Origin of the sequence: Mesorhizobium captivum (genome assembly GCF_033977165.1) — a bacterium.
GTDB classification, from domain to species: Bacteria; Pseudomonadota; Alphaproteobacteria; order Rhizobiales; family Rhizobiaceae; genus Mesorhizobium; species Mesorhizobium captivum.
Map to the genome: position 1 here is coordinate 1 of NZ_JAVIJB010000075.1, position 18,310 is coordinate 18,310.

An 18,310-nucleotide genomic window follows, 5' to 3' on the forward strand; every position below is an offset into this window, starting at 1 on the left:
GGCAAAAACCGAAAAGTGTTACCCATGTGTCCGGTACAAATCGTCACCTATCTCTCAGGTCGCTCAGTGGCGGACTGAAGAGCAGGGGCGCTTCGCCGTTGAAAACCGGCGGGTGGCTTGCCATATAGGGAAAACTGGGGCATAAGGCCCCGCATAGCCGGAACGGTACGACTGGATGGTTCCGAAGCGGCGCTCGAACATAAAGCGGAACACTTGCCACTTGCGTGGACCAAGAATCGGTTTTATGTAGATTGAACAGACACGCGACGCGTGGAGCTGGGAAGCCGGCTTTACGCGTCTGATTTGCGTGGGCGAAATGGTGGCGCTGATTCGGCGCCGGCACGAAGCTCAGGCGGCACGTCCCGGCCTGCGGGATCATCCAGGAGACCCGGCCAACGGGTCTTGAAGACAGAGCGGCACATGGCTTCGAAAACCACTAATCCTTTCACCTTTCTCCAGCAGGTTCGTGCGGAGACGGCTAAGGTGACATGGCCCTCGCGCCGCGAGACCATGATCTCGACGGTGATGGTCCTGGTGTTCGCGGTCATCGCCATGATCTTCTTTTTCGCCGCCGACATAGCCATGGGCTATGCGATCGAGTGGATATTGGGCCTCGGACATTAAGTTCGGCGATTACGGAGAGGTCGTGAAATGACTGCGCGGTGGTACATCGTCCACGCTTATTCGAACTTCGAAAAGAAGGTCGCCGAGGACATCGAGAACAAGGCCAAGCAGAAGGGCCTGTCCGGCGAGATCGAGCAGATCGTCGTGCCGACCGAGAAGGTCGTCGAGATCCGCCGCGGCCGCAAGGTCGATGCCGAGCGCAAGTTCTTCCCGGGCTATGTGCTTCTGAAGGCCAACCTGACGGACGCGGTCTTCTCGCTGGTCAAGAACACGCCGAAAGTCACCGGCTTCCTCGGCGATTCCAAGCCGGTGCCGATCACCGAGACCGAGGCGCAGCGCATCCTGAATCAGGTTCAGGAAGGCGTCGAGCGGCCAAAGCCGTCGGTGACCTTCGAAATCGGCGAGGCGATCCGCGTTTCGGACGGTCCGTTCGCGTCGTTCAACGGCTTCGTCCAGGAAGTGGACGAGGAGCGGGCGCGCCTCAAGGTGGAAGTGTCGATCTTCGGGCGCGCGGTGCCCGTCGATCTGGAATTCGGACAGGTCGAGAAGGGCTGATCCGAAGATCCCTCAGTCGACAGGCAAAGGGGTCGGCGGCGCGAAGCAAAGCGCTGCCATCAACGGGTGGGAGGCGAAAGCGGCTTAGCCGGCCGCTGGAACCGCACCACCAGACTGCAACCGCCGGCATTTCCCAGTTGTTGGGGCCGGCATGAGAAAAGGCAGGAATAGAGATGGCTAAGAAAGTTGCAGGCCAGCTCAAGCTCCAGGTTGCCGCGGGCTCGGCCACGCCGTCGCCCCCGATCGGCCCGGCGCTTGGTCAGCGCGGCATCAACATCATGGAGTTCTGCAAGGCGTTCAACGCGCAGACCCAGGAGCTGGAGAAGGGTTCGCCGATCCCGGTCGTCATCACCTACTACCAGGACAAGTCGTTCACCTTCGTCATGAAGACGCCGCCGGTGAGCTACTTCCTGAAGAAGGCCGCCAATCTGAAGTCGGGCTCGAAGGAGCCGGGCAAGGTGAAGGCCGGCACGATCTCGCGCGACAAGGTGCGCCAGATCGCCGAGCAGAAGATGAAGGACCTGAACGCAAACGACGTCGAGGCGGCCATGCGCATGGTCGAGGGTTCCGCCCGCTCGATGGGCCTGGAAGTGGTGGGCTAAGATCATGGCAAAGATTGCAAAGCGAGTTGCCAAGAGCCGCGACGGCATCGATCCGAACAAGGCTTACGCCCTCAACGAGGCGCTGCAGCTGCTCAAGGACCGGTCCACGGTGAAGTTCGATGAGACCGTCGAGGTTTCGATGAACCTCGGCGTCGATCCGCGCCATGCCGACCAGATGGTCCGCGGCGTGGTCAACCTGCCGAACGGCACCGGCCGCTCGGTGCGCGTCGCCGTGTTCGCGCGCGGCGACAAGGCCGAGGAAGCCAAGGCCGCCGGCGCCGACATCGTTGGCGCCGAAGACCTGGTCGACATCGTCCAGAAGGGCACGATCGACTTCGATCGCTGCATCGCCACTCCGGACATGATGCCGCTGGTCGGCCGTCTGGGTAAGGTGCTCGGCCCGCGCGGCATGATGCCGAACCCGAAGGTCGGCACCGTGACCCCCGATGTCGCGGCCGCCGTCAAGGCTTCGAAGGGCGGCGCCGTTGAGTTCCGCGTCGAGAAGGCCGGCATTGTCCAGGCCGGCGTCGGCAAGGTCTCGTTCGACGTCAAGGCGCTGGAAGAGAATGTGCGGGCCTTCGCCGATGCGGTGAACAAGGCAAAGCCCGCCGGCGCCAAGGGCAACTACGTCAAGAAGGTGTCGGTCACCTCGACGATGGGCCCCGGTCTCAAGCTCGACATCGCGACGCTCGCTGCGTCGTAAGTGTCGCCTGACCGGCTTCAGGCCGGTCGCATAAGAATTCCGGACCGCCGATCCGTCGGCGGCCCGGTACCCCGGAAGCCGAAAGGTTTCCGGATATCCTGTCCGAGATTGCAGGCGGCCCAAAGCCTTAATTCGCATGGGCCTGCATGAGACGGGTGAAGACCCGACAAAGGAGCGGAAGCTCCAATGAAAGGTTCGAACCGTGTTTGCCTTTTGTCAGCGCATCGCCGGCTTGGCCGTAGGTGTGGCGAAAGGGGGCAGGATCCTCGAGCGCCGTTCGGGAGATCCATTTTTGGATGGCCCGGCCGGCAAAAGGCAACCCGACTTCTGACCTCGAGAATGGGGCAGGGGTCAACTGGAGATAGGCAGTGGACAGAGCGGAAAAACGCGAACTCGTCACGGGCCTGAACGAAGCGTTCTCGAGCGCGGGTTCAGTCGTCGTGGCCCACTACGCCGGTATCACCGTCGCGCAAATGAACGACCTTCGGTCGAAGATGCGCGCCGCCGGTGGCACCGTCAAAGTCGCGAAGAACCGTCTCGCCAAGATCGCTCTTCAGGGCACGGACTCCGCATCGATCATCGATCTGTTCAAGGGGCAGACGTTGGTCGCTTATTCGGAGGATCCGATTGCGGCGCCGAAGGTCGCGTCCGATTTCGCCAAGGGGAATGACAAGCTGATCATTCTCGGCGGCGCGATGGGCTCGACCTCGCTCAACGCCGACGGTGTGAAGGCACTCGCCACACTACCGTCGCTCGACGAGCTGCGCGCCAAGCTGGTTGGCATGATCGCCACGCCGGCAACCCGGATCGCCCAGATCGTCAATGCGCCCGCGGCTTCGGTCGCGCGCGTCATCGGCGCTTACGCCCGGAAGGACGAGGCGGCATGAGGCCGTTCCTCGCTGTCAACAACACACGTTCGAACCTAGTGAAGGAATACACAAATGGCTGATCTCGCAAAGATCGTAGACGACCTTTCGAAGCTGACCGTCCTCGAGGCGGCCGAGCTGTCGAAGCTCCTGGAAGAGAAGTGGGGCGTTTCGGCCGCTGCTCCGGTGGCGGTTGCCGCTGCTGGCGGCGCTGGTGCCGCTGCTGCTGCTCCGGCCGAAGAGAAGACGGAATTCGACGTCGTTCTCGCCGACGCCGGCGCCCAGAAGATCAACGTCATCAAGGAAGTCCGCGCCATCACCGGCCTTGGCCTCAAGGAAGCCAAGGACCTGGTCGAAGCGGCTCCGAAGCCGGTCAAGGAAGGCGTTTCCAAGGCCGACGCCGACAAGTTTAAGGCTCAGCTGGAAGCAGCTGGCGCCAAGGTCGAGCTGAAGTAACAGGCAAGGGCGGACGGTCTCGCGCCGTCCGCCCCCTCCCTTGACGAAGAGAGGCTTCGTTGCGCGAGGCGTTTGAAAACCTCTTTCCTGAGGGCCGGAGCGGCCTTCAGGAAACGGGTTTTCTCCCGTTTTAGCCGGCAGCCGCCAAGCAATTGGACGGGCAGCCGGAAAACAGACAGGGGCAGCCGGCGAGGCGGCCCGTTGGTGCAAGGCGAACCGCGGCGAGGTTCGTCCCGAGTTTTGAGCTAAGGAGCGACGATGGCCCAGACCCAGACTTTCAATGGCCGCAGACGCGTACGCAAGTTCTTCGGAAAGATCCCGGAAGTTGCGGAGATGCCGAACCTGATCGAGGTTCAAAAGGCATCGTATGATCAGTTCCTGATGGTGGACGAGCCCAAGGGCGGTCGTCCTGACGAAGGACTGCAGGCTGTTTTCAAGTCGGTCTTCCCGATCTCCGATTTTTCTGGCTCCTCGATGCTGGAATTCGTAAAGTATGAGTTCGAAGGACCGAAATTCGACGTTGACGAATGTCGCCAGCGCGACCTGACCTATGCAGCGCCGCTGAAGGTGACGCTGCGCCTCATCGTGTTCGATATCGACGAGGATACCGGCGCCAAGTCGATCAAGGACATCAAGGAGCAGGACGTCTACATGGGCGACATGCCGCTCATGACGTCGAACGGCACCTTCATCGTCAACGGCACCGAGCGCGTCATCGTCTCGCAGATGCACCGCTCGCCGGGCGTCTTCTTCGACCATGACAAGGGCAAGTCGCACTCGTCGGGCAAGCTGCTGTTTGCCGCGCGCGTCATTCCCTATCGCGGCTCGTGGCTCGACATCGAGTTCGACAGCAAGGACGTCGTGCACGCCCGCATCGACCGCCGCCGCAAGATTCCGGTGACGTCGCTCCTGATGGCGCTCGGCATGGACGGCGAGGAGATACTGTCGACCTTCTACAACAAGATCACCTACAAGCGCGCCGGCGACCACTGGCGCATCCCGTTCAACGTCGAGCGTTTCCGCGGCCTCAAGGCCGTCGGCGACCTGGTCGACGCGGACACGGGTGAGATCGTCGTCGAGGCCGGCAAGAAGATCACCGCCCGCCAGGCCCGCCAGCTCGGCGAGAAGGGCCTGAAGGCGATCAAGGCGACCGACGAGGACCTGCTCGGCAATTATCTTGCCGAGGACATCGTCAATTACGCCACCGGCGAGATCTTCCTCGAGGCCGGCGACGAGATCGACGACAAGACGCTGAAAGTGCTGCTCGGCACCGGCGAGGACGAGATCCAGATCCTCGACATCGACCACGTCAACGTGGGCGCCTACATCCGCAACACGCTCGCCGTCGACAAGAACGAGAGCCGCCAGGACGCGCTGTTCGACATCTACCGCGTCATGCGTCCGGGCGAGCCGCCGACGCTCGAGACGGCCGAAGCCATGTTCAACTCGCTGTTCTTCGACAGCGAGCGCTATGACCTGTCGGCCGTCGGCCGCGTCAAGATGAACATGCGCCTCGAGCTCAAGGCCGAGGACACCGTGCGCGTGCTGCGCAAGGAAGACATCCTGGCCGTGGTCAAGACGCTGGTCGAACTGCGTGACGGCAAGGGCGAGATCGACGACATCGACAATCTCGGCAACCGCCGTGTGCGCTCGGTCGGCGAGCTGATGGAGAACCAGTACCGCGTCGGCCTGCTGCGCATGGAGCGCGCGATCAAGGAACGCATGTCCTCGATCGAGATCGACACGGTCATGCCGCAGGATCTGATCAACGCCAAGCCGGCGGCCGCCGCCGTGCGCGAGTTCTTCGGCTCCTCGCAGCTGTCGCAGTTCATGGACCAGACCAACCCGCTGTCGGAGATCACCCACAAGCGCCGCCTGTCGGCGCTTGGACCGGGCGGTCTGACCCGCGAGCGCGCCGGCTTCGAGGTGCGCGACGTGCACCCGACGCATTACGGCCGCATCTGCCCGATCGAGACGCCGGAAGGCCCGAATATCGGCCTGATCAACTCGCTCGCGACTTTCGCGCGCGTCAACAAGTACGGCTTCATCGAGAGCCCGTACCGCAAGATCGTCAACGGCAAGCTGACCAACGAAGTCGTCTATCTGTCGGCGATGGAAGAGGCCAAGCACCACGTCGCGCAGGCCAACGCCGAACTCGACAAGCATGGCGGCTTCGTCGACGAATTCGTCATCTGCCGTAATGCCGGCGAAGTGATGATGGCGCCGCGCGAAAACGTCGACCTGATGGACGTGTCGCCGAAGCAGATGGTCTCGGTGGCGGCGGCGCTTATCCCGTTCCTTGAGAACGACGACGCCAACCGCGCGCTGATGGGTTCGAACATGCAGCGTCAGGCCGTGCCGCTGGTGCGCGCCGAAGCCCCGTTCGTCGGCACCGGCATGGAACCGGTCGTCGCCCGTGACTCGGGCGCCGCCATCGGCGCCCGTCGCGGCGGCATCGTCGACCAGGTTGACGCAACGCGTATCGTCATCCGCGCCACGGAAGATCTCGACCCCGGCAAGTCCGGCGTCGACATATACCGGCTGATGAAGTTCCAGCGTTCGAACCAGAACACCTGCATCAACCAGCGTCCGCTGGTGCGCATGGGCGACCGCGTCAACAAGGGCGACATCATCGCCGACGGTCCGTCGACCGAGCTCGGCGATCTGGCGCTCGGCCGCAACGTGCTGGTCGCGTTCATGCCGTGGAACGGCTACAACTACGAGGACTCGATCCTGCTCTCCGAGCGTATCGTGGCCGATGACGTCTTCACCTCGATCCATATCGAGGAATTCGAGGTCATGGCCCGCGATACCAAGCTCGGGCCGGAGGAAATCACGCGCGACATTCCGAACGTCTCGGAAGAAGCGCTGAAGAACCTCGACGAGGCCGGCATCGTCTATATCGGCGCGGAAGTGCAGCCGGGCGACATCCTGGTCGGCAAGATCACGCCGAAGGGCGAAAGCCCGATGACGCCGGAAGAAAAGCTGCTGCGCGCCATCTTCGGCGAGAAGGCCTCGGATGTTCGCGACACCTCCATGCGCATGCCTCCGGGCACCTTCGGCACGGTCGTCGAAGTGCGCGTCTTCAACCGCCACGGCGTCGAGAAGGACGAGCGCGCCATGGCGATCGAGCGCGAGGAGATCGAGCGCCTGGCCAAGGACCGCGACGACGAGCAGGCGATCCTCGACCGCAACGTCTACTCGCGCCTTTCCGACGTGCTGGTCGGCAAGGAAGCGATTGCCGGACCGAAAGGCTTCAAGAAGGGCTCGAAGCTGTCGAAGGACACGCTCGACGAGTATCCGCGCTCGCAGTGGTGGCAGTTCGCCGTGGAGAACGAAAAGCTGCAGAGCGAGCTGGAAGCGCTGCGCGGCCAGTACGACGACTCCAAGAAGGCGCTGGAACAGCGCTTCATGGACAAGGTCGAGAAGGTGCAGCGCGGCGACGAGATGCCTCCGGGCGTCATGAAGATGGTCAAGGTCTTCGTGGCGGTGAAGCGCAAGATGCAGCCGGGCGACAAGATGGCCGGCCGTCACGGCAACAAGGGTGTCGTGTCGCGCATCGTTCCGGTCGAGGACATGCCTTTCCTCGAGGACGGCACGCATGCCGATATCGTGCTCAACCCGCTGGGTGTGCCAAGCCGCATGAATGTCGGCCAGATCCTGGAGACGCATCTGGGCTGGGCCTGCGCCGGCATGGGCAGGAAGATCGGCGAGCTGATCGACGCCTACAAGGGTGGCGGCGACATCAAGCCGTTGCGCAAGACGCTGGAAAGCTTCATGCCTTCCAACGACCGCAACGAGCCGATCCGCGAGTATGACGACGAGAGCATCATTCGCCTGAGCGAGCAGATGCGCCGCGGCGTCTCCATCGCGACCCCGGTGTTCGACGGCGCGCACGAGGCCGACATCAACACCATGCTGGAGCAGGCTGGCCTGCACACCAGCGGTCAGTCGCAGCTCTATGACGGCCGCACCGGCGAGCCGTTCGATCGCAAGGTGACGATGGGCTACATCTATATGCTCAAGCTTCACCACCTGGTGGACGACAAGATCCACGCGCGTTCGATCGGTCCGTACTCGCTCGTCACCCAGCAGCCGCTGGGCGGCAAGGCACAGTTCGGCGGCCAGCGCTTCGGCGAAATGGAGGTCTGGGCGCTGGAAGCCTACGGCGCCGCCTACACGTTGCAGGAGATGCTGACGGTGAAGTCGGACGACGTCGCCGGCCGCACCAAGGTCTACGAGGCGATCGTCAGAGGCGACGACACGTTCGAGGCCGGCATCCCCGAGAGCTTCAACGTTCTCGTCAAGGAAATGCGCTCTCTCGGCCTCAATGTCGAACTGGAGAACACCAAGTTCGACGAAGCCCCCGTGCGGCTGCCCGACGCAGCCGAATAAGGCCGAGCAAGGCAATGGCGCGCCGCTACCAAGACGCGGCGCGCCCCTCAAATTCTTCGGCCGGTCAGGCCGGCCAGTCTGCGGGCATTCGGTCCGCGCTCGATGCAAGGGGTTTTCGAGGACCCCGAAAAGGAGAACGGCATGAACCAAGAGGTCATGAATCTCTTCAACCCCCAGGCGCCTGCGCAGGTGTTCGATTCCATCCGGATCTCGCTCGCCAGCCCTGAGAAGATTCTGTCCTGGTCGTTCGGCGAGATCAAAAAGCCGGAGACCATCAACTACCGCACCTTCAAGCCGGAGCGTGACGGTCTGTTCTGCGCGCGCATTTTCGGTCCGATCAAGGACTACGAGTGCCTGTGCGGCAAGTACAAGCGCATGAAGTACAAGGGCGTCATCTGCGAGAAGTGCGGCGTCGAAGTCACGCTGTCGCGCGTCCGCCGCGAGCGTATGGGCCATATCGAGCTCGCCGCGCCCGTCGCCCACATCTGGTTCCTGAAGTCGCTGCCCTCGCGCATCGGCACGCTGCTCGACATGACGCTGAAGGACATCGAGCGCGTCCTCTACTTCGAGAACTACATCGTCACCGAGCCCGGCCTCACCGCGCTGAAGGAGCATCAGCTGCTCAGCGAGGAAGAGTACATGCTGGCCGTCGACGAGTATGGCGAGGATTCGTTCACCGCCATGATCGGCGCCGAGGCCATCCACGACCTCCTTGCCGGCATGGACCTGGAGAAGATCGCCGGCGACCTGCGCTCGGAGCTGGCTTCGACCACGTCCGAGCTGAAGCAGAAGAAGCTCTTGAAGCGGCTCAAGGTCGTCGAGAACTTCATGGAATCCGGCAATCGTCCGGAATGGATGATCATGAAGGTGGTTCCGGTGATCCCGCCGGACCTGCGCCCGCTGGTTCCTCTGGATGGCGGCCGCTTCGCGACGTCCGACCTCAACGACCTCTATCGCCGCGTCATCAACCGTAACAACCGACTGAAGCGGCTGATCGAGCTGCGCGCGCCGGGCATCATCGTGCGCAACGAAAAGCGCATGCTGCAGGAAGCCGTCGACGCGCTCTTCGACAACGGCCGCCGCGGCCGCGTCATCACCGGCGCCAACAAGCGTCCGCTGAAGTCGCTGTCCGACATGCTGAAGGGCAAGCAGGGCCGGTTCCGCCAGAACCTGCTCGGCAAGCGCGTCGACTATTCCGGCCGCTCGGTCATCGTGACCGGTCCGGAGCTCAAGCTGCATCAGTGCGGCCTGCCGAAGAAGATGGCGCTGGAACTCTTCAAGCCCTTCATCTACGCCCGTCTCGACGCCAAGGGCTTCTCCTCGACTGTCAAGCAGGCGAAGAAGCTGGTCGAGAAAGAGCGTCCGGAGGTCTGGGATATCCTCGACGAGGTCATCCGCGAGCATCCGGTGCTCTTGAATCGCGCGCCGACGCTGCACCGCCTCGGCATCCAGGCGTTCGAGCCGATCCTGATCGAGGGCAAGGCGATCCAGCTGCATCCGCTGGTCTGCACGGCCTTCAACGCCGACTTCGACGGCGACCAGATGGCGGTCCACGTGCCGCTGTCGCTGGAAGCGCAGCTCGAAGCCCGCGTGCTGATGATGTCGACCAACAACATCCTGCACCCGGCCTCCGGCGCGCCGATCATCGTGCCGTCGCAGGACATGGTTCTCGGTCTCTACTATCTGTCGATCGTCAACCAGAACGAGCCGGGCGAAGGCATGGTGTTCGCCGACATGGGCGAGCTCCAGCATGCGCTGGAGACCAAGGCCGTGACGCTGCACGCCAAGATCAAGGGTCGCTTCCGCACGGTCGACGCCGAAGGCAAGGTCGTGTCGAAGATCTACGATACCACGCCTGGCCGCATGATCATCGGCGAGCTTCTGCCGAAGAATGTCAACGTGCCTTATGAGACCGCCAACCAGGAGATGACCAAGAAGAACATCTCCAAGATGATCGACACCGTCTACCGTCACTGCGGCCAGAAGGAGACGGTCATCTTCTGCGATCGCATCATGGCCCTCGGTTTCGCCCATGCCTGCCGCGCCGGCATCTCGTTCGGCAAGGACGACATGCTGATCCCGGACACCAAGCTGAAGCTGGTCTCCGACACCGAGGCTTTGGCCAAGGAGTACGAGCAGCAGTACAATGACGGCCTGATCACCCAGGGTGAGAAGTACAACAAGGTGGTCGACGCCTGGGCCAAGTGCTCGGAAAAGGTCGCCGACGAGATGATGGCCCGCATCAAGGCCGTCGAGTTCGAGGACAACGGCCGTCAGAAGCCGATGAACTCGATCTACATGATGTCGCATTCGGGTGCGCGCGGCTCGCCCACCCAGATGCGCCAGCTTGCCGGCATGCGCGGCCTGATGGCCAAGCCTTCGGGCGAGATCATCGAGACGCCGATCATCTCGAACTTCAAGGAAGGCCTCACCGTGCTCGAGTACTTCAACTCGACCCACGGCGCCCGCAAGGGTCTGGCCGACACCGCGCTCAAGACGGCGAACTCGGGTTACCTCACCCGTCGTCTGGTCGACGTGGCGCAGGACTGCATCGTCAATTCGCTGGATTGCGGCACCGACAAGGGCCTCACCATGCAGCCGATCGTCGATGCCGGCCAGATCGTCGCTTCGGTCGGTCAGCGCGTGCTGGGCCGTACGGCGCTCGACGACATCAGCCACCCGGTCAGCGGCGAACTGCTGGTCAAGGCCGGCAAGCTGATGGATGAGCGTGATGTAGAGCAGATCGAGAAGGCCGGCGTGCAGTCCGTGCGCATCCGCTCGGCGCTGACCTGCGAGGTCAGGACCGGCGTCTGCGCGGTCTGCTACGGTCGCGATCTTGCCCGCGGCACGCCCGTGAACCAGGGCGAGGCTGTCGGCGTCATCGCGGCACAGTCGATCGGCGAGCCGGGTACCCAGCTCACCATGCGCACCTTCCACATGGGCGGTACCGCGCAGGTGGTGGACTCTTCGTTCCTCGAAGCCTCCTATGAGGGCAAGGTCGAGATCCGCAACCGCAACGTGGTGCGCAACTCCGAAGGCCAGCAGATGGTCATGGGCCGCAACATGGCGGTTCTGATCCTCGACGAGGCCGGCAAGGAGCGCGCCACGCACCGCGTCGCTTATGGCTCGCGCATCTTCGTGGACGATGGCGACAAGGTGAAGCGCGGCCAGCGCATCGCCGAGTGGGATCCTTACACCCGCCCGATCCTCACCGAAATCGAGGGCAAGGTGGCGTTCGAGGATCTGGTCGACGGCATCTCCGTTCAGGAAACGGCTGACGAGTCGACCGGCATCACCAAGCGCGAGGTCATCGACTGGCGTTCGACGCCGCGCGGCAGCGACCTGAAGCCGGCGATCGTCGTTCAGGACGCCAAGGGCAAGGTGGGCAAGCTGTCGAAGGGCGGCGATGCGCGCTTCCTGCTCTCGGTCGAGGCCATCCTCTCGGTCGAGCCGGGCGCGCATGTCCGTCCGGGCGACGTGCTGGCGCGTATCCCGATGGAAAGCGCCAAGACCAAGGACATCACCGGTGGTCTGCCGCGCGTGGCCGAACTGTTCGAGGCTCGCCGTCCGAAGGATCACGCCATCATCGCCGAGATCGATGGCACGATCCGCTTCGGCCGCGACTACAAGAACAAGCGCCGCATCATCATCGAGCCGCATGACTCGACGCTGGAGCCGGTCGAGTACCTGATCCCGAAGGGCAAGCCGTTCCATCTCCAGGACGGCGACGTCATCGAGAAGGGCGACTACATCCTCGACGGCAACCCGGCGCCGCACGACATCCTGGCGATCAAGGGCGTGGAGGCGCTTGCGTCCTACCTCGTCAACGAGATCCAGGAGGTCTACCGCCTGCAGGGCGTCTCGATCAACGACAAGCACATCGAGGTGATCGTTCGCCAGATGCTGCAGAAGGTCGAGATCACCACGCAGGGCGACTCGACCTACATTCCGGGCGACCATGTCGACGTGATCGAGCTGGAAGAGGTCAACGAGCGCCTGATCGAGGACGGCAAGAAGCCGGCCGAAGGCCAGCCGGTGCTGCTCGGCATCACCAAGGCCTCGCTGCAGACGCCGTCCTTCATCTCGGCCGCTTCCTTCCAGGAGACGACCAGGGTGCTGACGGAAGCTGCGGTTGCCGGCAAGACCGACATGCTGCAGGGCCTGAAGGAAAACGTCATCGTCGGCCGTCTGATCCCGGCCGGCACCGGCGGCACGATGAGCCAGATCCGGCGCATCGCCACCTCGCGCGACGAGCTGATCATCGACGAGCGCCGCAAGGCGTCCGGCGTCGAGGTCGCCGAGCCGATGCTGACCAACATGGTCAACGCCGCGCAGTAAGCGCGGGGGAATGAGAGAAAGAAAAGGGGCCCGCGCGGCCCCTTTTTGCATTTGAGCTTCACGAACGAGGACGAGCTATGAGCAGCAAGACCTGGACGGCTGTCGACCGCTACATCGTTTCCTCACTTTTCGAAGCGGACCCTGTGCTGGATGCAGTCCTGGCGGCCAATCGCGAGCAGGGCCTGCCGGCGATCGACGTCTCTGCGGCGCAAGGCAAGTTGCTTTCGCTCCTCGTCCGGATTCGGGGCGCGAAAAAGGTGCTCGAGATCGGCACGCTTGGCGGCTATTCGACCATCTGGATGGCAAGGGGATTACCTGCAGACGGCAAGGTCGTGACGCTGGAACTCGACCCGCATCACGCAAAGGTCGCGCGCTTGAACTTCGAGCGGGCAGGGGTTTCCGATAAGGTGGATCTGCGCCTCGGCCCGGCGCTTCAGTCGCTCGCGGCGTTAGCCAGCGAAAACGCCGGTCCGTTCGACCTGATCTTCATCGACGCCGACAAGCCGAACAACCCGAATTATCTCAGCTGGGCCATGCGGCTGTCGCGTTCGGGAACGGTTATCGTCTGCGACAACGTCATCCGCGACGGCGCCGTCGTGAAAGAGCATAGCGGCGACGTCAACGTCGAGGGCGCCCGTGCGGCGTTTTCCTTCATTGGCAGCGAAAAGCGGCTGGACGGCACCGCCATCCAGACCGTCGGCGCCAAGGGCTATGACGGCTTCGCCATCGCCGTCGTCGACTGACGCGGGCGCGCCAGTCCGTCAATTCAGTCGAAGCCGTCAATTCAGCTTAATCGAAGAACGCCTCGACCACGTTGCGCTTGCCGAGCATGAAGGCATCGGCGACATGCTGGAGCGGTGCCAGGTCGACGTCGGAGACGCCGGCGCGCACGATCTCGGCGAAGCGCTTGTAGAGCATCGGATATTCGGCTTCCGGCTCGTCATGGACGATCTTGCCGTCGACGGCGAGCTTTGCGCCGCCGCCCGAAAGCACCATCTTGCCCTTGTCGGTTTCGGCCAGGATATCCCAGCTCTGCGGGCCGGTCTGCAGCCAGTCGAGCTCCATCGTCACCGGCAGCCCGTTCGAGGTGCGGAAGGCGACATGCGCCGCGACTGGCGAGGCGCGGTTCTCGGGGAAGTCGAGCACCGCCGAGGTGATGAACATCGGCGGCAGGATGTGGGTGGCGATCGACAGCGCGTTGATGCCGGGATCGAACACGCCGAAGCCGCCCGGCGCCCAGATCCACTCCTGGTTCGGGTGCCAGCGGCGCACGTCTTCCTTCCAGTTGATGGCGGCCGAGCTGATCCTGGCCGAGGCGAGAAAAGCGCGCGCGGCCTCGACCGCCGGCGCATAGCGCGAATGCCAGCTGGCGAAAAGCGAGACACTGTTCTTCGCGGCAAGCGCCTTCAGATCCTCGACCTCACTGACGGTTGCGCCCGGCGGCTTCTCCAGGAAGACGTGCTTGCCCGCCTCGAGCGCGGCGCTCGCCGCGTCGTAGCGGAACTGCGGCGGCATGCAGAGCGAGACGGCCTCCAGGCCGGGTTCGGCGTCAAGCATCGCCTCGATCGTCGGATAGTTCGGGATGCCATCGACCTTCCCGTGGCGGCTGGCGGCGGCGGCAAGCTGATAGCTGCCATCCTTGGCGAGCGCCGGAAGGTGCTGGTCGCGGACGATCTTTCCCACGCCGACGATACCGAGCCTGATGGGATTGCTGGTCATGGGAACTCCGAGAGATTGGAAGAGTGTTTCTAGGCAGGACAAACGTGCCCGGCAAGCCAGGATGGGTAGGAGGTGTTCCGATCGCCTTGTCGGATCAGATCGGTTCGTCGAAGGTGACGATCGACACTTCACCTTCCAGCGCACCCTGATAGGCCGACAGATGCGGCTCCTCGTCGGGTACGCCTTCCATGTCGCCGATCTGGTCCAGCTCGGCTTCGGCGAATCCTTCGGCCGCGAGCGATTCGAGCGCGCGGCGAACGGCAGAATCATCGTCGGGCGCAACCAGCATCACATGCACGCCCTCCGGCTTGCCGCCCTTGCGCCGCCAGACCCGGCCGGTGATGATGGTAACCGGGCGCTCTTCATTGTCGTTCACGGGCTGATTCCTCCGGAAGCGGGGGTTTTTGCCATTCATGCCCGCCTTTTTGCACGAAGCCGGCTGAGAAGACAGCCGAAAGCCGGTCACTTTCTTCCTCGCCCTCGAAAAAAGACGCAAGAAAATTACATGCGATTTTCGCATGGCTGCCAAGCCTCGGTGTGGGCGCAATATTTGCCGCTTCGGGGTTGACGGACATCAGGCTTGCGAGTAGAAGCCGCCACGTCAGAACCGATGTGAGACCTGCTTTTCCGAGGCGACGCGCTTTGGAGTTTGTCTCAAACAGGGTTCGTTTTACGAGCGAAAAGACATTTCCGGCGCGCATGAAGCGGATTCCGCTTCCTCTGCTATTTGTTCGGGCAGGACCGCGAGACGCGGTGTGTTGCCCGAATTTGCGCATGGAAATGACGCTTTGAGCGGCCCTGACAGGGCAGACACGGAATTGAGAGACAAGAGGGTTTAATGCCTACCGTCAACCAGCTGATCCGCAAGCCGCGCCTGGCGCCGGTGAAGCGCAACAAGGTCCCGGCCATGCAGCAGAACCCGCAGAAGCGGGGCGTCTGCACGCGCGTCTACACCACGACGCCGAAGAAGCCGAACTCGGCGCTGCGCAAGGTGGCCAAGATCCGCCTGACCAATGGTTTCGAAGTGATCGGCTACATCCCGGGCGAAGGCCATAACCTTCAGGAGCACTCGGTGGTCATGATCCGCGGCGGCCGCGTCAAGGATCTGCCGGGCGTCCGCTACCACATCATCCGCGGCGTGCTCGACACGCAGGGTGTGAAGAACCGCAAGCAGCGCCGTTCGAAATACGGTGCGAAGCGTCCGAAGTAAGGGTTTCCGGCTTCGGCGCTTTTTTTGACTGCGCCGTGCCACGAGATTGAGAGACAAAAGCCATGTCCCGTCGTCACAGTGCAGAAAAGCGTGAGATCAACCCGGACCCCAAGTTCGGCGACCTGATCGTCACCAAGTTCATGAACGCCGTCATGTATGACGGCAAGAAGTCGGTTGCCGAGACGATCGTCTACGGCGCGCTGGACCAGGTCCAGGCCAAGACCAAGCAGGAGCCGGTCACCGTCTTCCACCAGGCGCTCGACAACGTCGCGCCGCATGTGGAAGTGCGCTCGCGTCGCGTCGGCGGCGCCACCTACCAGGTTCCGGTCGACGTGCGCCCCGAGCGCCGCCAGGCGCTGGCCATCCGCTGGCTGATCGCCGCCGCGCGCAACCGCAACGAGACCACGATGGTCGACCGCCTCTCGGGCGAGCTGATGGACGCGGCCAACAACCGCGGCACGGCCGTCAAGAAGCGTGAAGACACCCATAAGATGGCGGAAGCCAACCGCGCCTTCGCGCATTACCGCTGGTAAAGCGCGAACGAGACTGAGAGGCACCTCCCATGGCCCGCGAATACAAAATCGAAGACTACCGCAATTTCGGTATCATGGCGCATATCGACGCCGGCAAGACGACGACGACCGAGCGCGTCCTGTACTACACGGGCAAGTCGCACAAGATCGGCGAAGTCCATGACGGCGCTGCCACCATGGACTGGATGGAGCAGGAGCAGGAACGCGGCATCACCATCACCTCGGCCGCGACCACGACCTTCTGGAAGGGCCGTGACGGCAAGATGCGCCGCTTCAACATCATCGACACTCCCGGACACGTCGACTTCACCATCGAGGTCGAGCGTTCGCTGCGCGTGCTCGACGGCGCCATCGCGCTGCTCGACGCCAACGCAGGCGTCGAGCCGCAGACCGAGACCGTGTGGCGCCAGGCCGACAAGTACCACGTGCCGCGCATGATCTTCTGCAACAAGATGGACAAGATCGGCGCCGACTTCTACCGCTCCGAGGAAATGATCGGCTCGCGCCTTGGGGCGCAGGCCGTCGTCATGCAGCTGCCGATCGGCGCCGAGACTGAGTTCAAGGGCGTCGTCGACCTGGTCGAGATGAACGCGCTCGTCTGGCGCGACGAAACTCTTGGTGCTGCCTGGGATGTCGTCGAGATTCCGGCCGACCTCAAGGAGAAGGCCGAGCAGTATCGCGAGAAGATGATCGAGGCCGCCGTCGAGATGGACGAGACGGCGCTCGAGAACTACCTCGAAGGCAAGATGCCGTCGAACGACGAGATCCGCGCGCTGATCCGCAAGGGCACCATCGCGGTCAAGTTCTTCCCGATGTTCTGCGGTTCGGCCTTCAAGAACAAGGGCGTGCAGCCGCTGCTCGACGCCGTCGTCGAATACCTGCCGTCGCCGATCGACGTGCCGGCCATCAAGGGCGTCGACGCCAAGACCGACGCCGAGATCGAGCGTCACGCCGATGACAACGAGCCGCTGTCGATGCTGGCGTTCAAGATCATGAACGACCCGTTCGTCGGCTCGCTGACCTTTGCCCGCATCTACTCGGGCAAGCTCACCAAGGGCACCTCGCTCGACAACACCGTGAAGGGCAAGAAGGAGCGCATCGGCCGCATGCTGCAGATGCATGCGAACTCGCGCGCCGACATCGAGGAAGCCTATGCCGGCGACATCGTCGCGCTGGCCGGCCTCAAGGACACGACCACCGGCGATACGCTGTGCGATCCGGTGCATCCGGTCATCCTCGAGCGCATGGAATTCCCCGATCCGGTCATCCAGATCGCCATCGAGCCGAAGACCAAGAACGATCAGGAAAAGATGGGCCTCGCGCTGCATCGCCTGGCGGCTGAGGATCCGTCCTTCCGCGTCAAGACAGACGAGGAAAGCGGCCAGACCATCATCGCCGGCATGGGCGAGCTGCATCTCGACATCATCGTCGACCGCATGCGCCGTGAGTTCAAGGTGGAAGCCAATGTCGGCGCTCCGCAGGTGGCCTATCGCGAGACGATCACCCGCACTCATGAGCAGGACTACACGCACAAGAAGCAGACCGGTGGTACCGGCCAGTTCGCCCGCGTCAAGATCGTGTTCGAGCCGAACACCGAGAGCGAGGAGTTCGTGTTCGAGTCCAAGATCGTCGGCGGCGCGGTGCCGAAGGAATACATCCCCGGCGTCGAGAAGGGCATCAACAGCGTCATGGGCTCCGGCCCGTTCGCAGGCTTCCCGATGATCGGCGTCAAGGCGACGCTGATCGACGGCGCCTTCCACGACGTCGACTCCTCGGTGCTGGCGTTCGAAATCGCTTCCCGCGCCTGCTTCAAAGAGGCGGCGCCGAGGCTCGGCGTGCAGCTCCTGGAGCCGATCATGAAGGTCGAGGTCGTGACGCCGGAAGACTACGTCGGCGGCGTCATTGGTGACCTCAACGGCCGTCGCGGCCAGATCCAGGGCCAGGAAGCGCGTGGCGTGGCGGTTGTCATCAACGCCATGGTGCCGCTCGCCAACATGTTCAAGTACGTCGACAATCTGCGTTCGATGTCGCAGGGCCGCGCCCAGTACACGATGCAGTTCGACCACTACGAACCGGTTCCGACCGCGGTCGCCCAGGAAGTCCAGAAGAAATACGCGTAACTCGAGCGGGTTGCACGAGACCTTAATTTGAGCCCCGCACGGGCAAGCAGGAATGGAGACATCACATGGCAAAAGGTAAATTCGAGCGCACCAAGCCGCATGTGAACATTGGCACGATCGGGCACGTCGATCATGGCAAGACGTCGCTGACGGCGGCGATCACGAAGTATTTTGGCGAATACAAGCGCT

General features: G+C 63.1%; 16 protein-coding genes. 13 read left to right on the forward strand and 3 right to left on the reverse strand.

The features are described from left to right. Positions 1–420 precede the first annotated feature (420 nt). The 9 genes from secE (at position 421) to RFM40_RS32685 (ending at position 13,282) form a co-directional block, all read left to right on the forward strand. Complete coding sequence (gene secE, locus RFM40_RS32645) at positions 421–624, forward strand: preprotein translocase subunit SecE (protein WP_040974128.1); 204 nt, start codon at positions 421–423, stop codon at positions 622–624. 27 nt (positions 625–651) lie between these two features. Continuing rightward, entirely contained in the window at positions 652–1,179 is a 528-nt protein-coding gene (nusG, locus tag RFM40_RS32650; protein WP_059189556.1) for a transcription termination/antitermination protein NusG, read from the forward strand. A gap of 173 nt (positions 1,180–1,352) precedes the next feature. Then, the gene (gene rplK / locus RFM40_RS32655; RefSeq protein ID WP_059189557.1) at positions 1,353–1,781 is read left to right on the forward strand and encodes a 50S ribosomal protein L11; all 429 of its coding nucleotides are present in this window, start codon (positions 1,353–1,355) and stop codon (positions 1,779–1,781) included. Positions 1,782–1,785: 4 nt separating this feature from the next. After that, positions 1,786–2,484 (forward strand): 50S ribosomal protein L1, encoded by a 699-nt coding sequence (gene rplA, locus RFM40_RS32660; RefSeq protein WP_320230163.1) that lies wholly within the window; start codon positions 1,786–1,788, stop codon positions 2,482–2,484. A gap of 368 nt (positions 2,485–2,852) precedes the next feature. After that, complete coding sequence (gene rplJ, locus RFM40_RS32665; RefSeq protein WP_320223941.1) at positions 2,853–3,371, forward strand: 50S ribosomal protein L10; 519 nt, start codon at positions 2,853–2,855, stop codon at positions 3,369–3,371. A gap of 54 nt (positions 3,372–3,425) precedes the next feature. After that, positions 3,426–3,806, forward strand: coding sequence for a 50S ribosomal protein L7/L12 (gene rplL / locus RFM40_RS32670; RefSeq protein WP_059189560.1), 381 nt, complete (start codon positions 3,426–3,428; stop codon positions 3,804–3,806). A 258-nt stretch (positions 3,807–4,064) separates the two neighbouring features. Next, complete coding sequence (gene rpoB / locus RFM40_RS32675) at positions 4,065–8,201, forward strand: DNA-directed RNA polymerase subunit beta (protein WP_320223942.1); 4,137 nt, start codon at positions 4,065–4,067, stop codon at positions 8,199–8,201. 141 nt (positions 8,202–8,342) lie between these two features. After that, entirely contained in the window at positions 8,343–12,539 is a 4,197-nt protein-coding gene (gene rpoC, locus RFM40_RS32680; RefSeq protein WP_320223943.1) for a DNA-directed RNA polymerase subunit beta', read from the forward strand. A 77-nt stretch (positions 12,540–12,616) separates the two neighbouring features. Next, a complete protein-coding gene (locus tag RFM40_RS32685; protein ID WP_320230162.1) occupies positions 12,617–13,282 on the forward strand; it encodes an O-methyltransferase in 666 nt (221 codons plus the stop codon). A gap of 46 nt (positions 13,283–13,328) precedes the next feature. Here the strand turns inward: RFM40_RS32685 and RFM40_RS32690 are convergent, their stop codons facing one another. From RFM40_RS32690 to RFM40_RS32700, 3 genes are all read right to left on the reverse strand, one after another. Continuing rightward, positions 13,329–14,258, reverse strand: coding sequence for a Gfo/Idh/MocA family protein (locus RFM40_RS32690; protein ID WP_320230161.1), 930 nt, complete (start codon positions 14,256–14,258; stop codon positions 13,329–13,331). A gap of 94 nt (positions 14,259–14,352) precedes the next feature. Continuing rightward, positions 14,353–14,634 (reverse strand): transcriptional regulator, encoded by a 282-nt coding sequence (locus tag RFM40_RS32695; RefSeq protein WP_278077448.1) that lies wholly within the window; start codon positions 14,632–14,634, stop codon positions 14,353–14,355. Beyond that, a complete protein-coding gene (locus RFM40_RS32700; protein ID WP_320230160.1) occupies positions 14,621–14,959 on the reverse strand; it encodes a hypothetical protein in 339 nt (112 codons plus the stop codon). The genes RFM40_RS32695 and RFM40_RS32700 overlap by 14 nt, the downstream gene beginning before the upstream one ends. 137 nt (positions 14,960–15,096) lie before the next feature. Here RFM40_RS32700 and rpsL point away from each other — a divergent pair, with 137 nt between their 5' ends. The 4 genes from rpsL to RFM40_RS32720 form a co-directional block, all read left to right on the forward strand. Then, entirely contained in the window at positions 15,097–15,468 is a 372-nt protein-coding gene (rpsL, locus tag RFM40_RS32705; protein ID WP_006202128.1) for a 30S ribosomal protein S12, read from the forward strand. Between the two features lie 62 nt (positions 15,469–15,530). After that, positions 15,531–16,001, forward strand: a complete 471-nt coding sequence (gene rpsG / locus RFM40_RS32710; RefSeq protein WP_027170372.1) for a 30S ribosomal protein S7 — start codon at positions 15,531–15,533, stop codon at positions 15,999–16,001. A 29-nt stretch (positions 16,002–16,030) separates the two neighbouring features. Further along, on the forward strand, positions 16,031–18,121 hold the full coding sequence (fusA, locus tag RFM40_RS32715; RefSeq protein WP_320230159.1) for an elongation factor G: 2,091 nt from the start codon (positions 16,031–16,033) through the stop codon (positions 18,119–18,121). Between the two features lie 65 nt (positions 18,122–18,186). Beyond that, the coding region (locus RFM40_RS32720; RefSeq protein WP_246677656.1) for a GTP-binding protein at positions 18,187–18,310 on the forward strand (124 nt) is incomplete at its 3' end.